This is a genomic window from Intrasporangium mesophilum (assembly GCF_054783095.1).
Genome location: NZ_BAAGRF010000058.1, coordinates 224,337 through 241,631, shown reverse-complemented (window position 1 = coordinate 241,631; position 17,295 = coordinate 224,337). Strand labels below are relative to the sequence as shown.

Sequence of the window (17,295 nt, the reverse complement as noted above, 5' to 3'; positions counted from 1 at the left end):
CTGACCCGTGCCCATGCACGGATACCAGTTGCAACACCGTCAATCTCTCACCACGACGGGTCGTGTGGGGAGATCCTGGCGCTGCCTTCGTACCCGTTCGGCACCACGCTTGGCCAGCAGGCACGCCGCAGCAGCCGTATGCCGGACCCGAACTTCCACGTGAGCGCCCGGTGGGCGGTCAGTGAGCGTTCAGTGGCGCGGTTCAGTGGCGCGGTTCAGTGGCGCGGTTCAGTGAGCGCCGAAGCCGACGCCTGCCTTCTTCTCTGCGCCGGTGGTCACGTAGCCGAGCGACGCGGTCGGGATGATGATGCGCCCGCCCTTGTCGTCCGTCAGCTCCAGGACGTCGGCCTCGTGTGCGGCCTTGACGGCGGCGACGAGCTCGTCGGCGCTCAGGGTCGTCTCGAAGGTGATCTCGCGTGCCACGTGCTGCACGCCGATACGGACCTCCACGTCTACCTGCTTTCTCAGTCGGAGTGGACGCGCAACCGGCGTCCCGTCGTCACCTTAACCAGCAGTCGTGCCGACGGATTCCCGGGCCTTGGGGTAGGCGCCGAACCCACGTCGGATGAGCGAGCTGGTGACGCGGACCGCGGTCTCCTTCGACAGCGTCGCCTCGTGGGTGAGCCAGTGGCGTGCCGCCGTCTGGGCGAGGCCGACGAAGGCGACCCCGACGAGCACCGCCTCCTCCTGGGTCATCGACGTCTCGCTGCGGATGATCTCGGCCATCGCCTCCGCGCAGGTCAGGTCGATCTGGTCGAGACGTCGCCGGACCTCGGGCTCGTTGGCCAGGTCGGACTCGAAGATCAGTCGGAACGCGGCGCCCTCCTGGCCGACGAAGTCGAAGTAGGCGCGCGTCATCGTGTTGATCCGCGCCTTGTTGTCGGACAGGGCGAGCGCGTCCCGGACGAGCTGCTCCAGCTCGCCCGTGTGCTGGTCGATGAGGGCGAGGTAGAGCTCGAGCTTGCCGGGGAAGTGCTGGTAGAGCACCGGCTTGGAGACCCCTGCCCGTGCGGCGATGTCGTCCATGGCGGCTGCGTGGTAACCGTTCTCGACGAACACGCCGAGGGCGGCGTCGAGCAGCTGGGCGCGGCGCTCCGAGCGCGGCAGCCGCTGGCCACGGCCGGGGGAGATCTCTTCTGGCATCCGAATCCTCTGAGGCGAATCGCGTCGTGCTTCGTGGTGCGGTGCGGCTCGGTGGAGGGCCACAGCGTGTCGACATCGGGGCGCCCACCGCAGCGAACGTCGATGCCATTCTCACCATACCGAGCAGTACGGTGAGGGCATGTCGACGGATCCGCTGGTCAAGACGGGTCGACCCCTCTCCAACGCCGAGACGACGCGCTATGCCCGGCACGTCCTGCTGCCCGATGTCGGACGCGACGGCCAGGAGCGGCTGGCGGCCGCAAAGGTGCTCGTCGTCGGTGCCGGTGGCCTCGGTTCGCCCGCGCTGCTCTATCTCGCCGCAGCCGGCATCGGCACCATCGGCGTGGTCGACGCGGACGTCGTCGACCTGACCAACCTGCACCGGCAGGTCATCCACTCCGACGCCGACATCGGCCGCCCGAAGACCGTCTCCGCCGAGGCGGCCGTCCACCGCGTCAACCCCCACGTGTCGGTCGTGCGCCACGACCTCGCTCTGGACTCGTCGAACGCGCTGGACATCATCGCCGGCTACGACGTCGTCGTCGACGGCACCGACAACTTCCCCACGCGCTACCTCGTCAACGACGCCTGCGTCATGCTCGGCAAGCCGCACGTGTGGGGCTCGATCCTGCGGTTCGACGGCCAGGTGTCCGTGTGGTGGGCGGGGCATGGCCCGTGCTACCGCTGCGTGTTCCCCGACCCGCCACCGCCGGGATCGGTTCCCAGCTGTGCCGAGGGCGGCGTGCTCGGTGTGCTGTGCGCGGCGATCGGCTCGGTCCAGTCGACCGAGGCGATCAAGCTCATCCTCGGCATCGGCGAGCCGCTGACCGGCCGGCTGCTCATCCACGACGCGCTGCGCCAGACCTGGGACACCCTCACCGTCCGGGCCGACCCCGACTGCCCCGTCTGCGGCGAGCAGCCGACGGTGACCGAGCTCATCGACTACGTCGAGTTCTGCGGCGTGCCCGGGGCAGCCGCGCACGACGAGGCGGCGCTGCCCACAGTGACCGTGCATCAGATGGTCGAGGAGCTGGGTGCCGCGCACCCGCCGCTGCTCGTCGACGTCCGCGGGGACGAGGAGCGGGCGATCGCGAGCATCCCCGGGGCCGTGGCGATCCACCTCGACCGCTTCCGGTCCGGCGACGCGTTCGCCGAGCTCCCCGGCGATCGCCGGGTGCTCATCCACTGCAAGGTGGGCGCGCGTTCGGCCGAGGCGACGCGTCTCGCGCTTCGCGCGGGGTTCACCGACGTGGCCAACGTCGAGGGCGGCATACTCGCGTACGTCCGGGAGATCGACCCGAGCCAGCCCGAGTACTGAGGGGGAGCCCAGCGCCATGGAGGAGTACGCGCAGCGGGTCCTCGAGGTGGTCTCGCGCATCCCGTCGGGGCGGGTCGTCGCCTATGGAGACATCGCGCGGTCGCTCGGGGAGGGCGGGGCGCGCAACGTCGGCACGGTGATGAGCCGGTACGGCGCCGACGTGGCGTGGTGGCGTGTGATCCGCGCCGACGGTCGCCCACCGCAGGGTCACGAGTCCGTCGCGATCGAGCACTGGCGCGCCGAGGGCACGCCGATGGTCCGGGGGCTCGTCGACGGCGCGCGTGCGGACATGCGGTCGGCGCGCTGGGCGATCCCGGCCCTGGCGAGCGAGGTCGCCGGCACGCGCGGCGGGCTGCACCACATCGAGATCTGGGTCGAGGACATCGGCGCGGCCGCGAGCGAGTGGGGCTGGCTCCTCGGGCGGCTCGGGTACCAGCTCGGCGACGACTGGGGCCACGGGCAGGCGTGGGAGCTCGGCCCGCTCTACGTCGTCATCGAGGCTGGTCCGGACGTGCTTCCCGGGCGCCACGAGCGCAAGCGCGCCGGCCTGAACCACCTTGCTTTCCATGGTGGTTCGCGCGCTGAGGTCGACGCGGTCGCTACCGACTGCGAGGCCGGCGGCTGGACGCTGATGTTCGCCGACAAGCACCCGTATGCCGGAGGGCCCGATCACTATGCCGCATACCTCGAGAGCGGCGAGGGGTTCGAGGTCGAGCTCGTAGCTAGGTAGGCGGGCGAAGCTCGCGGAGCGAGCCCATGTGATGGTCCGGCGCGCGTCGCGCCTGGACCGACGAGCCAGTCCGGCGCGCGTCGCGCCTGGACTGACGAGCAAAGCGAGCGCCAGCGAGCGAGCCGAGGAGGGAAGGCGTGACGTCAAGGCGCGCCGGACACGCGAGCGGAGCGAGCGAGAAGGTAGGGCGAGCGTCAGCGAGCGAGTCGAGGAGGGAAGGCGGGACGTCAAGGCGCGCCGGGCACGGCGAGCGGAGCGAGCCCATGTAATAGCGCCGGACACGCGAGCGGAGCGAGCCATGTGATTGTCGGTTCGGCGTGATGGAATCGCTGGGTGGTCATCCTCCGTCGCGCTCCCGCCCTCGTGTCGGAGGCGGTGCGTCTGGGGACGCGACAGCAGGCGGCGGTCGACTCGACAGCGCGGGTGCTCCGGGTGCTCGGCGGTCCGGGCACCGGCAAGTCGACGGTCGCCGTCGAGCTCGTCGTCGACGCTGTCCGGCGCCGGGGCGTTCGCGCCGACGCGTGCCTCCTGCTCACGTCGAGCCGAAGTGCCGCAGCAGGCCTGCGGCAGCGCGTGACGGCGCGCCTGGACGGCACGTCGACCGAGTCACTGGCCCGCACCTGGCAGGCGTTCGGCTTCGGGGTGCTGCGGGCCGAGGCCGCGTTGCGTGGCGACCCTGCACCTCGCCTGCTCAACGGGCCCGAGCAGGACGTCATCCTGCGCGACCTGCTCGCCGGCCATGCGGCCGGTGACGTGCCCGGCCCCGACTGGCCTGAGTCGCTGCACGACGCGCTCGACCGCCGCGGCTTCCGCAACGAGCTGCGTGACCTGCTCATGCGCGCCGTCGAGCGGGGCCTGGGGCCCGACGACCTGGCACGGCTCGGTGACGAGCACGGGCGTCCCGAGTGGGTCGCGGCTGCGCAGGTGCTGCGGGAGTACGACCAGGTGACCTCCTTCAGCAGGCACGGGTCGTACGACCCCGCCTGGGTGCTCACGGCCGCGGCAGAGCTGCTCGAGGAGGACCCGTCGGCGCTCGCGCGGCTGCGCGACCGCATCGCCCTCGTGGTCGTCGACGAGGCCCAGGAGCTGACCTCGGCGGCCGCGCGCCTGCTGCGCGTCGTCGTCCGCGGGGGCCCGAGGGTGGTGCTCCTCGGTGACCCGGACGTCGCGGTCCAGACCTTCCGCGGCGCCGACCCGCGGTTCCTTGCGGACGGCTGGGAGTCGCTGGCGACACCTCGCCCCGCACGTCTGGGCGCCGGGCTGCCGATGCCTGCCGACTCCGCAGCCGAGACCCGCACGGTCGTGCTCGACGAGACCTACCGGCTGCCGCCTGCGCTCGCCGGTGTCGCCGACCGAGTGTCACGACGGATCGGTGCCCTGGGCGGCGGCGAGCAGCGACGCATGGCCAGCGCGCTGCAGCGTGCCGGAGCGACAGGCGTGGTCCAGGTGGCTCTCCTGCGCTCGGTTGCCCAAGAAAGTACCCACATCGCATCGCTCCTTCGGCGCGCGCATCTCGTCGAGGGCGTGCCGTGGACCGACATGGCCGTGATCGTCCGCGGGAGCGGGCGTGCAGACACGATGCGTCGTCAGCTCGGCCAGGCAGGCGTGCCGGTCGAGGCGGGCACCGCCGAGATGCCCGTCCGCGACGAGAGCGCGGTCCGGCCGCTGCTCGCCGTCCTCGGCGAGAGCGTGGCCATCGCGCGAGCGGAGTACTCCAGGCAACCGTATGCCGTCGACCCCGTCCACGCGGCCGACCTCCTGCTCTCGCCGGTCGGCGGCTCCGACACTGTCGGGCTTCGCAGGCTGCGCCGGGTGCTGCGGCAGGAGGAGCTGGCCGACGGAGGAGGGCGGTCCAGCGACGAGCTGCTCGCCGACCTGCTTCGTCATCCGTTGCGCGCTCGTGCGCTCGGGTCCACAGCCCGGGCGGCGTGGCGAGTGGGCGAGGCGCTGGCTGCTGGGATCGCCGCGGCCCGCCTCAGCGAGGAGGGGCGCTGGGCTACGGGCGTCACGGCCGAGTCCGTCCTCTGGGCGGTCTGGGAGGGTGCCGGGGTCGCGGAGTCGTGGCGTCGCCTCGCCCTCGCTGGAGGTCCGGCCGGGGAGCGCGCCGACCGAGACCTCGACGCCGTGCTGGCCCTCTTCGACGCCGCTGCGTCGTACGTCGACCGTCTCCCCACGGCAGGTCCCGACAAGTTCCTGGACCACATCCTCGGGCAGGACGTCCCCGGCGACACCCTCCTCGTCGGCGGCCAGGGCGGCGGTCGCGTCGCGCTGCTGACCCCGCAGAGCGCGGCGGGTCGGCAGTGGCGCATCGTCGTCGTCGCCGGCGTCCAGGAGGGCGCCTGGCCTGACCTGCGGCTGCGCGGCTCGATCCTCGGGTCGGAGGACCTCGTGGACGTGCTGGAGCGGCGGCCCCTCGGATTCCGCGCCGCCCAGGCCGCAGTCCGCTACGACGAGACGCGTCTCTTCCACGTGGCGGTGACCCGCTCCACGGAGCGGCTGCTCGTCACCGCGGTGGGCAACGAGGACGAGCAGCCCTCGGTCTATCTCGACCTCGTCGACCCTCCCGACGGGCCGCGGATGGCTGACGAGGTCCGCCCGCACACCGAGCTCGCGCGCACCATGACCCTGCCCGGGCTGGTCGGTGAGCTGCGGCGGGAGGTGCTCAGCCCCGATCCCGGGGTAGCCGAGCCGGCCCTGGCGTTGCTGGCGCTGGCTGCGCGGTCCGGGGTCCGTGGCGCCGACCCCGCTTCGTGGTGGGCGCTGCGGTCCGTGACCAGCGATCTCCCCGTGCGGCGACCCGAGGAGTCGGTCCCCGTGTCGCCCTCGAAGGTCACCTACTTCGCCGAGTGTGGCTTGCGCTGGTTCCTGACTTCTGTTGGGGGAGAAGGGGTTTCGCTGGGCGCGGCATCGGTTGGCACGTTCGTCCACGACATCGTGGCCGAGCTGCCCGACGCGACGCTGGACGAGCTCCGCGCGGAGGTCGACGCCCGCTGGGGTCGGCTCGGGCTGCGGCCGGGGTGGGTGACCGAGCGGACGCGCTCGGAGGCGTATGACATGGTTGCCCGCTTCACGGCATACCGCGACGGGGCGGAAGGCAGCTGGGAGCGCGTCGGCGTCGAGACCGACTTCCGTGTGCCGGTCGGGCGCGCGGTGGTCGCGGGCCGGGTCGATCGCATCGAGCGGGACGCCGACGGAGCGCTGCGCATCGTCGACCTCAAGACCGGCAAGTCCAAGCCGGCCAGAGCCGAGCTCGCCACCCACGGCCAGCTGGGCGCGTACCAGGTCGCCGTCGAGGCGGGCGGGTTCCCCGAGCTCGGGGACCGGAGCGCCGGAGCGGCACTCGTCTTCATCGGCAAGGGTGGGCTCTCCGGTCTCAAGCCGAGCGTCCTCGACCAGCCGGCTCTGTCCTCCAGCGACGACCCTGGCTGGGCGCGGGCCCTGGTCCAAGCCACGGCCGATGGCATGGGTGCCGCGGAGTTCGTTGCGGCACAAGGGAAGTCGTGCGAGACGTGCCCGGTGCGCTCCTCGTGCCCCGTCCAGCCAGAGGGGGATGCGCTGTGAGCATGGTCGTCGACCGGCCCGAGGTCGTTGTGCGTCATTCGGCGCACGACATCGCGCACGCTCTCGGCATGCCTCCGCCGACCGACGAGCAGGCCGCCGTCATCGAGGCCGGCCCGGCCCCGCTCCTCGTCGTGGCCGGAGCCGGCTCGGGCAAGACCGAGACGATGTCTGCGCGCGTCGTGTGGCTCGTCGCCAACGGCCTCGTCGCCGCGGACCAGGTGCTCGGCCTCACCTTCACCCGTAAGGCCGCGGCTGAGCTGTCCCAGCGCATCGCCAAGCGCCTGCGCGGCCTCGAGCGCGCGGGCATCTGGACGCCACCCGTCGACGACGGCACCGGGGCCGAGGTGCTCGGGGGCACCCCGACCGTGTCGACCTACCACTCGTATGCCGGCCGGCTGGTCCGCGAGCATGCGCTGCGGGTCGGCATCGAGCCCGAGTTCCGGGTGCTCACCGAGGCCGGGGCCTGGCAGCTGGCCGCCGAGGCCGTGGCGCGCTGGGACGGTCCGATGGACGACGTCGTCAAGAGCGAGGCCACGGTGATCCAGGCCGTGATGGCTCTCGCGGGCGAGATGGCCGAGCACGTGCGCACGCCCGACGAGGTGATGGCCCATCTCGACGCGGTGCTCGAACGGCTCGAGGGGCTGCCGGACGGCGAGGGGCGAGGCGTCACCACGACCGCGAGGGACGCCATCACCGTGCTGCGCGAGCGCCGCACGGTACTGCCGATCGTGGGGGCCTTCCTGGCGCTCAAGCGCGAGCGGGAGTCGCTCGACTTCGCCGACCAGATCGCACTCGCTGCCCGGCTCGCCCGCTCGGACTCGGCGGTCGGGCGCGTCGAGCGGGAGCGCTTCCGCGCTGTGCTGCTCGACGAGTTCCAGGACACGTCGGAGGCTCAGCTCGAGCTGCTGCACTCGCTGTTCCACCACCCGGACGTCGCCCTGACCGCGGTCGGCGACCCCAACCAGTCGATCTACGGCTGGCGTGGCGCGAGCGCGACGACGCTGCTGCGCTTCCCGCGCCAGTTCGGCACGGACAGTCCGGCAGAGGTGCTCCCGCTGTCGACGAGCTGGCGCAACGACTGCTCCATCCTCGAGGCGGCGAACGTGACCGCGGGTCCGCTGGCCACCGAGCACGTCCGGCCGCTGCGCCCACGAGCGGGTGCCGGCGCGGGCCAGATCGACGTCGCACGGCTCGAGACGGCTGAGGCGGAGGCCGACCATGTCGCACAGTGGGTCGCGTCGCACTGGTTCAGCCCGAGCGGCCGTCGCACGGGACGCAGCGCCGCGGTGCTGTGCCGTCGACGCTCCTCCTTCCCGCTCGTGCTCGAGGCCCTGCGCCGTCAGCAGCTGCCCGTCGAGGTCGTGGGCCTGGGTGGACTGCTCGTCACGCCGGAGGTGAGCGACCTCGTGTCCGCCCTGTGGGTCGTCCAGGACCCGACCCGCGGCGACCAGCTCATGCGGCTGCTCACCGGGCCGGTCGTCCGGCTCGGAGCGGCCGACCTCGCCGGCCTCTGGTCGTGGGCTCGCGAGCTGCACTCGCGGCCGTGGCGGGTGGGCGCCGAGCCGGCCAAGCAAGGCTCCCTGTTCGAGCCGGCGACTGCGGAGCCGGGTCGGGCGGTTCCTGGCGACGGTGGACCGGCCGCCACGGCGGGCGAGCAGGCCGACCCCGACTCGGCCGACGACCGCCGCGGCAGCGACCTGGCGGCCGACAGCGCCGACACCGCGACGCTCGTCGAGGCGTTGGACGACCTGCCGCGTGCCGGGTGGGTAGGTCGTGACGGAGCCACGGTCACCGCCGAGGCGCTGTCCCGTCTGCATGGGCTGGCTGACGTGGTTCGTCGCCTGCGCCGGCTGACCGCGCTACCGCTTGTCGACCTCGTCGCCGAGGCAGAGGTGGCGATCGGGCTCGACATCGAGGTGCTCTCCCGCGCCGAGCACACCTCGTCGACCGCGCGCGTTCACCTCGACGCTTTTGCCGACGTCGCGGCCCGGTTCGCGACCAGTTCGGACCGGCCGACGCTGTCCGGCTTCCTGAGCTGGCTCGACGCCGCCAGAGAGCAGGAGCGGGGCCTGGACGCGGGCCACGTGGAGTCAGATGCCGACGCGGTCCAAGTGCTCACGGTGCACGCCGCCAAAGGCCTGGAGTGGGACGTCGTCGCCATCCCGACACTCGTCGAGGGCGTGTTTCCGGCCCACTCGGCCACGACCTCGGTCGCGGTCATCGAGGGCAGCGACCCGGTCGAGTACGCCTGCTCCGGCGACGTCAAGGACAAGGGCTGGCTCGTCGGCCTCGACTCGCTGCCCTACGACCTGCGGGGCGACCGCGACGGGCTGCCACACCTCGACTGGCGCGGTGCGCCCGACCGAAAGGCTCTCAGCACCGCCATCGACGAGTTCGTCCTCGACGGCGGACGCCACGCCATCGCCGAGGAGCGCCGGCTCGCGTACGTCGCCCTGACCCGCGCGCGGACGGCGATGCTGCTCACCTGCCACCTTTGGGGAGCGGCGAAGAAGACCCTGTCGGTGCCGTCGCGCTTCCTGCTCGAGGTCTGCGATGCGCTGCCCGACCGCGTGGTGCGAACCGCGTGGCACCCGGCGCCAGAGCCTCTGCTGGACGACCGCGGGAAGGCGTCTGCCCCGTCCAACCCGCACCTGGCCGAGCCGGTGTCGGCCCGGTGGCCGCACGACCCGATGGCGGCCAGACGCGCCGCGCTGGTCGGTGCAGGACGGCTGCTGCGCGCCGCACTTGAGTCGGGCCCCGTTGTGCCACAGGGCGATCCGCGCGTCGATGACCTTCGTGTGCTCCTGGCCGAGCGTGCGGCCAGGCGCGACACGTCCGAGCCCGTGGTCGATGTGCCGCGCCATCTGTCCGCATCCGCAGTCGTCTCCCTCGCCCGCGACGTCGAGGCCTTCGCCATGACGCTGCGTCGTCCGATGCCCAGCCCACCCGCCGTCGCGGCGCGCCTGGGGACCGCCTTCCACACCTGGGTCGAGCAGCATTACTCGCGCGCCGCGATCGTCGACCTGTTCGACCTGCCCGGCAGTGCTGACGAGGGCGCGGCAGACGACTCCGACCTCGAGGTGATGAAGCAGCACTTCCTCTCGAGCGAGTGGGCCGACCGGATCCCCGAGGAGATCGAGCTGTCCATCGAGACCGTCATCGACGGCATCGCGGTGCGCGGCCGGGTCGATGCGGTCTTCGGGCGCGACGACGGCGGGTGGACGGTCGTCGACTGGAAGACGGGTGCCAAGCCGACGGGGCGCGATGCGAGTGTCCGCGCCCTTCAGCTCGCCGCCTACGCCGTCGCCTTCGCCCGGCTGCGCGGCGTCGACCCTGCGCGAGTGGACGCGGCGTTCTACTACGCGGGCGAGGGAGTCACCGTCCGGCCGAGGGTCCCTGGCGAGGCCGACCTCGTCACCCTGCTCCGCACCGTCCCCGACTGAGCGAGCACGGCCGATCGACCTCGGCGGAACGGCCGATCGACCGCGCGCCGCAGGTGACCACAGTCCGCGTCGGATGGGTTGTCGGAAGGTCTGCACGTCGCGGGGGTGTTCACCACCAGATGCTGCATACCTTGCGCCAGAGCCCGGGTCCGGCTGATCGACGCTACGGCCGTAGGCGAGGGGTGGTCAGGAGGCGTGGTCGCCGTGGCGGCGGTCGGTGATGCGCACGAAGTCGGACGCACCCTCGTGCAGGTCGAGCACCCCGTCGAGCTCGTCCGGCAGTGCCTCGACCTCGTCGATCTCGAAGGCGGCGCCATCTCTGTCGCTAGGACTGACGTAGGGGACTGGCGCCCCGGTGTCGCGGACGACCCCCAGACGCGGGCGGCCCATACCGTCGGGCGTCGCCTCGGCGGATGGGTCGCCAGGCCGGTCCGGCGAGTCCCACACCGCCGTCGAGGGCCCGGACGGGTCGGCGCTGGACAGATCGGCGGCGGGCGGATCGGCGGCGGGCGGATCGGCGGCGGCCGGATCAGCGTTGGACGGGTCCGCTTCGTCGGATTCTTCCGACCACTCGGGCAGGTCCTCGGCCGTGGCCGCCGTCGACGGGTCGTCGTCGGTGAGCCAGGCATACATCTCGATGTACTGCGTCTCACCGAGCATCGGGAACGGCGAGTGCGGCTGGGTCGCGTCCCAGTCCGGCAGCGGCTGCTCCGGGTCGTCGGGGTCGATGGTGGCCGCGAGCAGGGCGCGCTCCTTGGCCCGGCGGGTGCGCTCGCTTCGGGCGGCGTCCTCCTCGGCGTGGCGGCGGTCGTCGTCCTCGACCCTCTCGTCGAGGGCACGCAGCTCGTCGGCCGTGCGCTCGACCAGAGGCAGCAGTCCCGAGGCGAGCGCGTGCAGCAGGGTGGCCAACGGCGCCATCTCAGCGGCGAGCCGCGCCCGGTGCACGAGGTTGACGTCCGGTCGCTCGACCCTCGACTGGGCATAGGCCTCGAGGACGGAGTCGAGAGTCTCCGGTGGTGCGAGCGCGACGAGCGCGGCGAAGTCGTCGGCGGGGTCGCCCACCCGCGACTGCTCCCAGGCGAGCACCCCGCGCACATGTCCGCTCGCGTCGTCCTGGTCGTCGTCGAAGGAGGCGAGCAGATTGTCGCCGGTGAAGCTGCCGTGCACGGTCGCGGGAGCGAACCGCCACAGCGACACGTCCTCGAGCATCCGCTCCCACCGGGTGAGCAGGCCGGTCGGCACATGCCCGGTCGCGGCGGCGCGGTCGAGGTCGGAGAGTCGTCGGTGTCGGTGCGCCTCGGCGTCGTACGTCGGGCGTCCGGCCTCCTCGTAGAGCAGGTGCTCGAGGTTGTGGACATGTGCCAGCGTCCGCCCCAGCTCGGCCGCGAGCGGACCCGGCCCGAGGCCCGCGAAGTCCAGCGGCCGGCCCGGGACCCGCAGGTAGACGGCGGCGCGCCCTTCCGGCACGGGTGCGTGGCCGCGGAACATCGGCACCGCGACATCGAGCCGCCGTCCCAGCAGCTGGCAGAGCATCGTGATGTCGTCGAGCATGGCGCCGGCCGCGGGCGTGCGGGGTGCCTTGACGACCCAGAGCCGGTCCTGCGAGTCCTGCACGTACGCGACCTCGAAGAGCCCGTCCGGACGCGTCGCCACGCCCTCGACCGACACGGGGTCCAGCCCCGGCACGGCCGAGCTCGCCAAGGCGGCGAGGAACAGCGGGGTGCGCGTCACCTCTCAACGGTATGCCGCGTGGCGCGGAGATCGTGGGACGTCCGGGGCCCCGGCCCCGCCGCTTGCGCGCGTCCTAGGGTGTGAGTCGTGGCCGTGAGCGACGACACCCTGACCGATCTCGCACTGTCCCGCAGCTCTCTCGACCGGGTTGCCGAGGAGCGCGTGCGGGAGGGTGTGCTCGCCGAGCTGCTGGCCGACCCAGCGACTCGCGTGGCGGAGGTCAGGGGCGAGCGCCTCCACGTCGTCGAGGACGGCCTCGGGTCGCTGTCGCTCGACCTGCGATCGCCCCGGCCCGACGACCTGGGGCGGCTGGGGGTGCACCTCGGTCGCGATGCTGGCGGGACGGCATACGTCGGCGTCGTCGTGCCAGAGGGCGCGGAAGCCGTCGACCCCGCCGGTGACGGTTGGCTCAACCTCAGGCAAGCCGGGGAGGCGCTCAGTGCGCGCGACGCCGGAGTGTTCACGACGGCGCTCGCGCTCGCCAACTGGCACTCGACCCACGGACACTGTCCGCGCTGTGGCGCGCGGACCGAGGCCGTCCAGGCAGGGTGGGTGCGCCGTTGCGTCGCCGACGGCAGCGAACACTACCCGCGGACCGACCCGGCCGTCATCATGTCGGTCGTCGACCCGCAGGACCGGCTGCTGCTCGGTCGAGGCGCCCACTGGCCGCCGGGGAGGTTCTCGGTGCTGGCCGGGTTCGTGGAGCCGGGGGAGTCCTTCGAGTCGGCCGTCGCTCGCGAGGTGGCCGAGGAGGTCGGGATCGCCATCGACGATGCGCGCTACCTCGGCAACCAGCCGTGGCCCTTCCCGTCGTCGGTGATGATCGGGTTCGCGGCGACCACGAGGCAGACCGATCTCACGCTCGACCCGGTCGAGATGGCCGAGGCACGGTGGGTCACGCGAGCGGATTACCGCGACCTGCTGCGTGCGGACGAGATCCGCACACCGAGCGGCATCTCGATCGCCAAGCGGATCATCGAGCGCTGGCTCGGACAGACAGTGGAGTCGGTCGTCACCCGCCCGACCTGACCGGCGCCGTCCGCATCGGTTGCGTCGAGCGCCACCCGGCTGGGAGGGGTCAGCTCGCGAGGCGGGCGCGCACCTCGGCAAGCGATGGGTTGGTCGCGGCCGAGCCGTCGGGGAACACGACCGTGGGGACGGTGCGGTTGCCCCCGTTGACGCTCTCGACGAAGTCGACGTGCTCCGGGTTGGCCTCGAGGTCGATCTCGGTGAAGGACACGCCCTCGCGGGTGAGCTGGCCCTTGAGGCGCGTGCAGTAGCCGCACCACACGGTCGTGAACATCGTGATCGAGCCCTCGTCGGGCGTCACCTTCGGCATCGGGTTCCTTCTCTGGTGCCCTGAGCGGGCGCTGCGCGGGGATCGTGGATGGCCCTCACGGCCGTCATCCCTCGGTGCAAGGATGACTCCATGGCACGTCACGGCGCAAAACGACCCAAGCGGCTGCCGGTCGAGATCTACGAGGCTGAGCTCGCTCGCCTCCAGGCAGACCTTGTGTCCTTCCAGGAGTGGGTGCGGGCGACCGGGGAGCGCGTGGTGGTCGTGTTCGAGGGCCGCGACGCCGCGGGGAAGGGCTCGGCGATCAAGCGGATCACCCAGTACCTCAACCCGCGCGTGGCGCGCATCGCGGCCCTCCCGGCGCCGACGGAGCGCGAGCGTGGCCAGTGGTACTTCCAGCGTTTCGTCGCCCACCTGCCGACCGCCGGGGAGATCGTGCTGTTCGACCGGTCGTGGTACAACCGCGCCGGTGTCGAGCGGGTGATGGGCTTCTGCACCGACGAGCAGTACCACCGCTTCCTCGCGCAGGCGCCGATGTTCGAGCGGATGCTCGTCGACGACGGGATCATCCTGCGCAAGTACTGGTTCAGCGTGTCCGACGCCGAGCAGGAGAAGCGCTTCCGCTCGCGGGCCAAGGACCCGATGCGCCAGTGGAAGCTCTCGCCGATGGACCTCGAGTCGATCACCCGGTGGGAGGACTACTCCAAGGCCAAGGACGTCATGATGGCGGCCACCAGCACCGACTTCGCGCCGTGGTTCGTCGTCGAGTCCGAGGACAAGCGCAGCTCCCGGATCAACGTCATGAGCCACCTGCTGACCTCGATCCCGCACGAGCAGATCTCCCCCGACGTGCCCCCGGTCCCGGCGCGGCCCGCGCCGCGCGGGTACGAACGCCCACCCCAGGAGGCGCAGAACTACGTCCCGGACCACGCCGCCGCGCTCAGGACGGCTGCGGTGGGTGATCGGTCCTGAGCCCTGCACCGTCCGCCGACGACATCCTCGCCGGGCTCGACCCCGAGCAGCGGGAGGTCGCGAGCGCGCCCGCGGGCCCGCTGTGCATCCTTGCCGGTGCGGGCACCGGCAAGACCCGCGCCATCACGCACCGCATCGCGTATGCCGTCCACTCCGGCGCGCAGCAGCCGCAGCGCGTCCTTGCGCTGACGTTCACGGCCCGCGCTGCGGGCGAGATGCGCGCCCGCCTCCGGGGCCTGGGCGTCCAGGGCGTGCAGGCACGCACGTTCCACGCTGCCGCCCTGCGCCAGCTTCACTTCTTCTGGCCGCAGGCCGTCGGCGGCGCCGCCCCCGAGGTGATGAGCCACAAGGCGCCGGCCGTCGCCGAGGCTGCCTCACGCCTGCGCATGCAGTTCGACCGCACGACGATCCGCGACCTCGCCGCCGAGGTGGAGTGGGCCAAGGTCAACCTGCTCACCCCCCAGTCGTATGCCGCCCGCGCCCGCGAGGAGCGCCGTGAGCCTCCCGGGCTCGACCTCACCGCGATGGCTCGCCTGTTCGAGGCGTACGAGGAGGTCAAGCAGCGCCGGGGTGTCATCGACTTCGAGGACGTCCTGCTGCTGACGGTCGGGATCCTCGACGAGCGGGACGACATCGCCCGGATGGTCCGCGGGCAGTACCGCCAGTTCGTCGTCGACGAGTACCAGGACGTCAACGACCTCCAGCAGCGCCTGCTCGACCTCTGGCTCGGCGACCGCGACGACCTGTGTGTCGTGGGTGACCCGGCCCAGACCATCTACTCCTTCACGGGAGCCAGCCCGCGCCACCTCGTGGGGTTCCCGAAGCGGTTCAAGGGTGCCCAGGTCGTCCGCCTCGTGCGCAACTACCGCTCGTCGCCGCAGATCGTGGCCCTGGCCAACACCATCGTCGGGTCGGGCACGCAGGCGGCCCGAGACGGGGCTGTGCGCCTGGTGGCCCAGGGCCCTGCCGGTCCGGCGCCGGTGCTGGAGACCCACGCTGATGACCCGGCGGAGGCCGCGGCGGTGGCGGCGCGCATCCGGTCGATGACCGACGCCGGCCACGAGGCGGCAGAGATTGCCGTGCTGTTCCGCACCAACGCGCAGTCGGAGGCCTTCGAGTCCGCCCTCGCCGAGGCGGGTGTGCCGTACCTCGTCCGCGGTGGCGAGCGGTTCTTCGCCCGCAAGGAGGTCCGCGACGCGATCCTGCTGCTACGCGGTGCCGCCCGGAGCGACGCCGGTGACAAGCCCCTGGGCGAGCTCACCCGCGACGTCATCACCGGCGCCGGCTGGTCGCCCGAGCCCCCAGCCGGCGGCGCGACGCGTGAGCGGTGGGAGTCGCTCGCTGCAGTGGCGACCCTCGCCGACGACCTCGCGGCGGCGATGCCCGACGCACGCCTGCCCGAGCTGGTCGCCGAGCTGGACCGGCGAGCCGCAGAGCAGCACGCCCCGGCGGTCCAGGGCGTGACGCTCGCCAGCCTGCACGCGGCCAAGGGGCTGGAGTGGGACACGGTCTTCCTCGTCGGCGCGTCCGACGGGCTGATCCCGATCTCGATGGCCGAGGGCGTCGACGCCATCGAGGAGGAGCGCCGGCTCCTCTACGTCGGGCTCACTCGAGCCCGACGCCAGCTGTTCGTCTCGTGGTCGGGGGCACGCACGCCCGGGGCGCGTAGCACGAGACGGGTCTCCCGCTTCCTCGCCCCGGCCGCCGGCATCCTCGGTCAGGGAGCGCGCACCGAAGGCCGGCCGTCCGGCGGCCGCCGGTCGGCCCCGAAGGTGGCCCGCGTCTCGCACTGCCGCGGCTGCGGCACGGAGCTCGTCACCGCGGCCCAGCGCAAGACCGGCCGCTGCGACGACTGTCCGCCGACCTACGACACCGCGACGTTCGACCGGCTCAGGGCCTGGCGCCTGGCCGTCGCCCGGGAGGCGAGCGTGCCGGCATACGTCGTCTTCACGGATGCGACGCTGACCGCGATCGCCGAGGCGGGGCCCCGGGACGAGTCCGCGCTCGCGGCCATCAGTGGGGTCGGAGCGCGCAAGCTCGAGCAGTACGGCGGCGACGTCCTGGCGCTCATCGGTGGCGCCACAGCCGAAGATGTTCTCGAAAGCCGTTCTGGCGCAAGGGAATCCGCTGAGGCGTAGGGACTTCTGAAAAAAGTTCCGGAAACTTCGATAAATAAGTTGTTCGTGCGAGAGCGCCCCGCGTACCCTTGACGAAGTCAAGCCCAGTGGCTCAGGTGGCCAGCTGGGGTCCGCGAGCAAGAGTAAGGAGGGTCGGCAATGAGCATCACCACGATGACGATGAGCGCAGCGTCCTGCGTCCTTTCCGTGCGTCCGCGCGCTGCCGGCCAGATCCGTCTTGCGGACACCCACGCCCTGGGCCAGGGGACCACTGTGTCCATCGCCGCCCGCGAGGGTCGTATGTCCGGCGTCACTGTCCCCGTTCAGGGGGACATCTCTGTCGCCGCCGCACTCACGTTCGACCCGAACTACAAGCCCTCCGATGTCGCTCGCTCCCGCTCTGGGAGGCCACCGGTCTGACAGACCAGACGCCTCACCTCCAGGCCGCGAACCCGACATCACCGGGTCCGCGGCCTTCGTGTTTCTCCGAACACTTTTGCCGCTCCACCGAAGTAACGACAAGTCACCAGGACAGCACCAGACCGGTGCCAGACAGACAGGGACACCCATGACTCCCCGGATGCCGAGCAGCAGGACCGAGACCCGCACCACCGGTGCCGGGCTTCGAGCCAGACCAGACATGAGTGAGAGGGAGCGCCCGCCGCAGGGCGCACCCGAGACGGAGGTGAGAACGATGCAGCTGAGCGAACTGCTTGACCTGGGGACACATGCTGAGCAGGTCGGCGAGACCATCCCGTGCCGCGACTACGAAGCGGAGCTATGGTTCGCCGAGCGACCCGAGGACGTCGAGTTCGCCAAGACCCTGTGCGGGCTCTGCCCGGCGCGGGTCCAGTGCCTCGCCGGCGCCCTCGAGCGTCAGGAGCCGTGGGGCGTCTGGGGCGGGCAGCTGCTCGTCCAGGGCGCGGTCGTGGCTCGCAAGCGGCCGCGTGGCCGTCCCCGTAAGCACCCCGTGGCTGCCTGAA

The 17,295-nt window shown here is 72.1% G+C and carries 13 protein-coding genes; 9 read left to right on the top strand and 4 right to left on the bottom strand.

Annotated elements, in window-relative coordinates; translation table 11 throughout:
- Positions 1–228: 228 nt before the first annotated feature.
- On the bottom strand, positions 229–450 hold the full coding sequence (locus tag ACYVLP_RS26410; protein ID WP_452269369.1) for a DUF3107 domain-containing protein: 222 nt from the start codon (positions 448–450) through the stop codon (positions 229–231).
- Between the two features lie 54 nt (positions 451–504).
- Positions 505–1,143, bottom strand: a complete 639-nt coding sequence (locus ACYVLP_RS26405) for a TetR/AcrR family transcriptional regulator (RefSeq protein WP_460630245.1) — start codon at positions 1,141–1,143, stop codon at positions 505–507.
- A 139-nt stretch (positions 1,144–1,282) separates the two neighbouring features.
- On the opposite strand from ACYVLP_RS26405, the gene moeB reads away from it, so the two are divergent.
- From moeB to ACYVLP_RS26385, 4 genes are all read left to right on the top strand, one after another.
- Positions 1,283–2,461 carry a molybdopterin-synthase adenylyltransferase MoeB gene (gene moeB, locus ACYVLP_RS26400; protein WP_460630244.1) on the top strand — a complete coding sequence of 393 codons (1,179 nt, stop codon included), beginning with the start codon at positions 1,283–1,285 and terminating at the stop codon, positions 2,459–2,461.
- A gap of 16 nt (positions 2,462–2,477) precedes the next feature.
- A complete protein-coding gene (locus ACYVLP_RS26395; RefSeq protein WP_460630243.1) occupies positions 2,478–3,191 on the top strand; it encodes an MGMT family protein in 714 nt (237 codons plus the stop codon).
- A gap of 333 nt (positions 3,192–3,524) precedes the next feature.
- Positions 3,525–6,752: an ATP-dependent helicase gene (locus tag ACYVLP_RS26390; protein ID WP_460630242.1), complete on the top strand. Its 3,228-nt coding sequence runs from the start codon at positions 3,525–3,527 to the stop codon at positions 6,750–6,752.
- A gap of 2 nt (positions 6,753–6,754) precedes the next feature.
- Complete coding sequence (locus tag ACYVLP_RS26385) at positions 6,755–10,195, top strand: UvrD-helicase domain-containing protein (protein ID WP_460630371.1); 3,441 nt, start codon at positions 6,755–6,757, stop codon at positions 10,193–10,195.
- 186 nt (positions 10,196–10,381) lie between these two features.
- Here ACYVLP_RS26385 and ACYVLP_RS26380 read toward each other — a convergent pair whose 3' ends face one another.
- Entirely contained in the window at positions 10,382–11,926 is a 1,545-nt protein-coding gene (locus ACYVLP_RS26380; protein ID WP_460630241.1) for a phosphotransferase, read from the bottom strand.
- Between the two features lie 93 nt (positions 11,927–12,019).
- On the opposite strand from ACYVLP_RS26380, the gene nudC reads away from it, so the two are divergent.
- Complete coding sequence (nudC, locus tag ACYVLP_RS26375) at positions 12,020–12,955, top strand: NAD(+) diphosphatase (RefSeq protein ID WP_460630240.1); 936 nt, start codon at positions 12,020–12,022, stop codon at positions 12,953–12,955.
- Between the two features lie 49 nt (positions 12,956–13,004).
- On the opposite strand, the gene ACYVLP_RS26370 is transcribed toward nudC, so the two are convergent.
- Positions 13,005–13,265, bottom strand: a complete 261-nt coding sequence (locus ACYVLP_RS26370; RefSeq protein WP_452269377.1) for a mycoredoxin — start codon at positions 13,263–13,265, stop codon at positions 13,005–13,007.
- A gap of 90 nt (positions 13,266–13,355) precedes the next feature.
- Between ACYVLP_RS26370 and ppk2 the strand changes: the two genes are divergently transcribed.
- From ppk2 to ACYVLP_RS26350, 4 genes are all read left to right on the top strand, one after another.
- On the top strand, positions 13,356–14,195 hold the full coding sequence (ppk2, locus tag ACYVLP_RS26365) for a polyphosphate kinase 2 (protein ID WP_460630239.1): 840 nt from the start codon (positions 13,356–13,358) through the stop codon (positions 14,193–14,195).
- Positions 14,192–16,333, top strand: a complete 2,142-nt coding sequence (locus tag ACYVLP_RS26360; protein ID WP_460630370.1) for an ATP-dependent DNA helicase UvrD2 — start codon at positions 14,192–14,194, stop codon at positions 16,331–16,333. Before ppk2 ends, ACYVLP_RS26360 begins: the two co-directional genes overlap by 4 nt.
- A gap of 138 nt (positions 16,334–16,471) precedes the next feature.
- A complete protein-coding gene (locus ACYVLP_RS26355) occupies positions 16,472–16,732 on the top strand; it encodes a hypothetical protein (RefSeq protein WP_460630238.1) in 261 nt (86 codons plus the stop codon).
- Positions 16,733–17,006: 274 nt separating this feature from the next.
- A complete protein-coding gene (locus ACYVLP_RS26350) occupies positions 17,007–17,294 on the top strand; it encodes a WhiB family transcriptional regulator (RefSeq protein ID WP_452269380.1) in 288 nt (95 codons plus the stop codon).
- Position 17,295 lies beyond the last annotated feature (1 nt).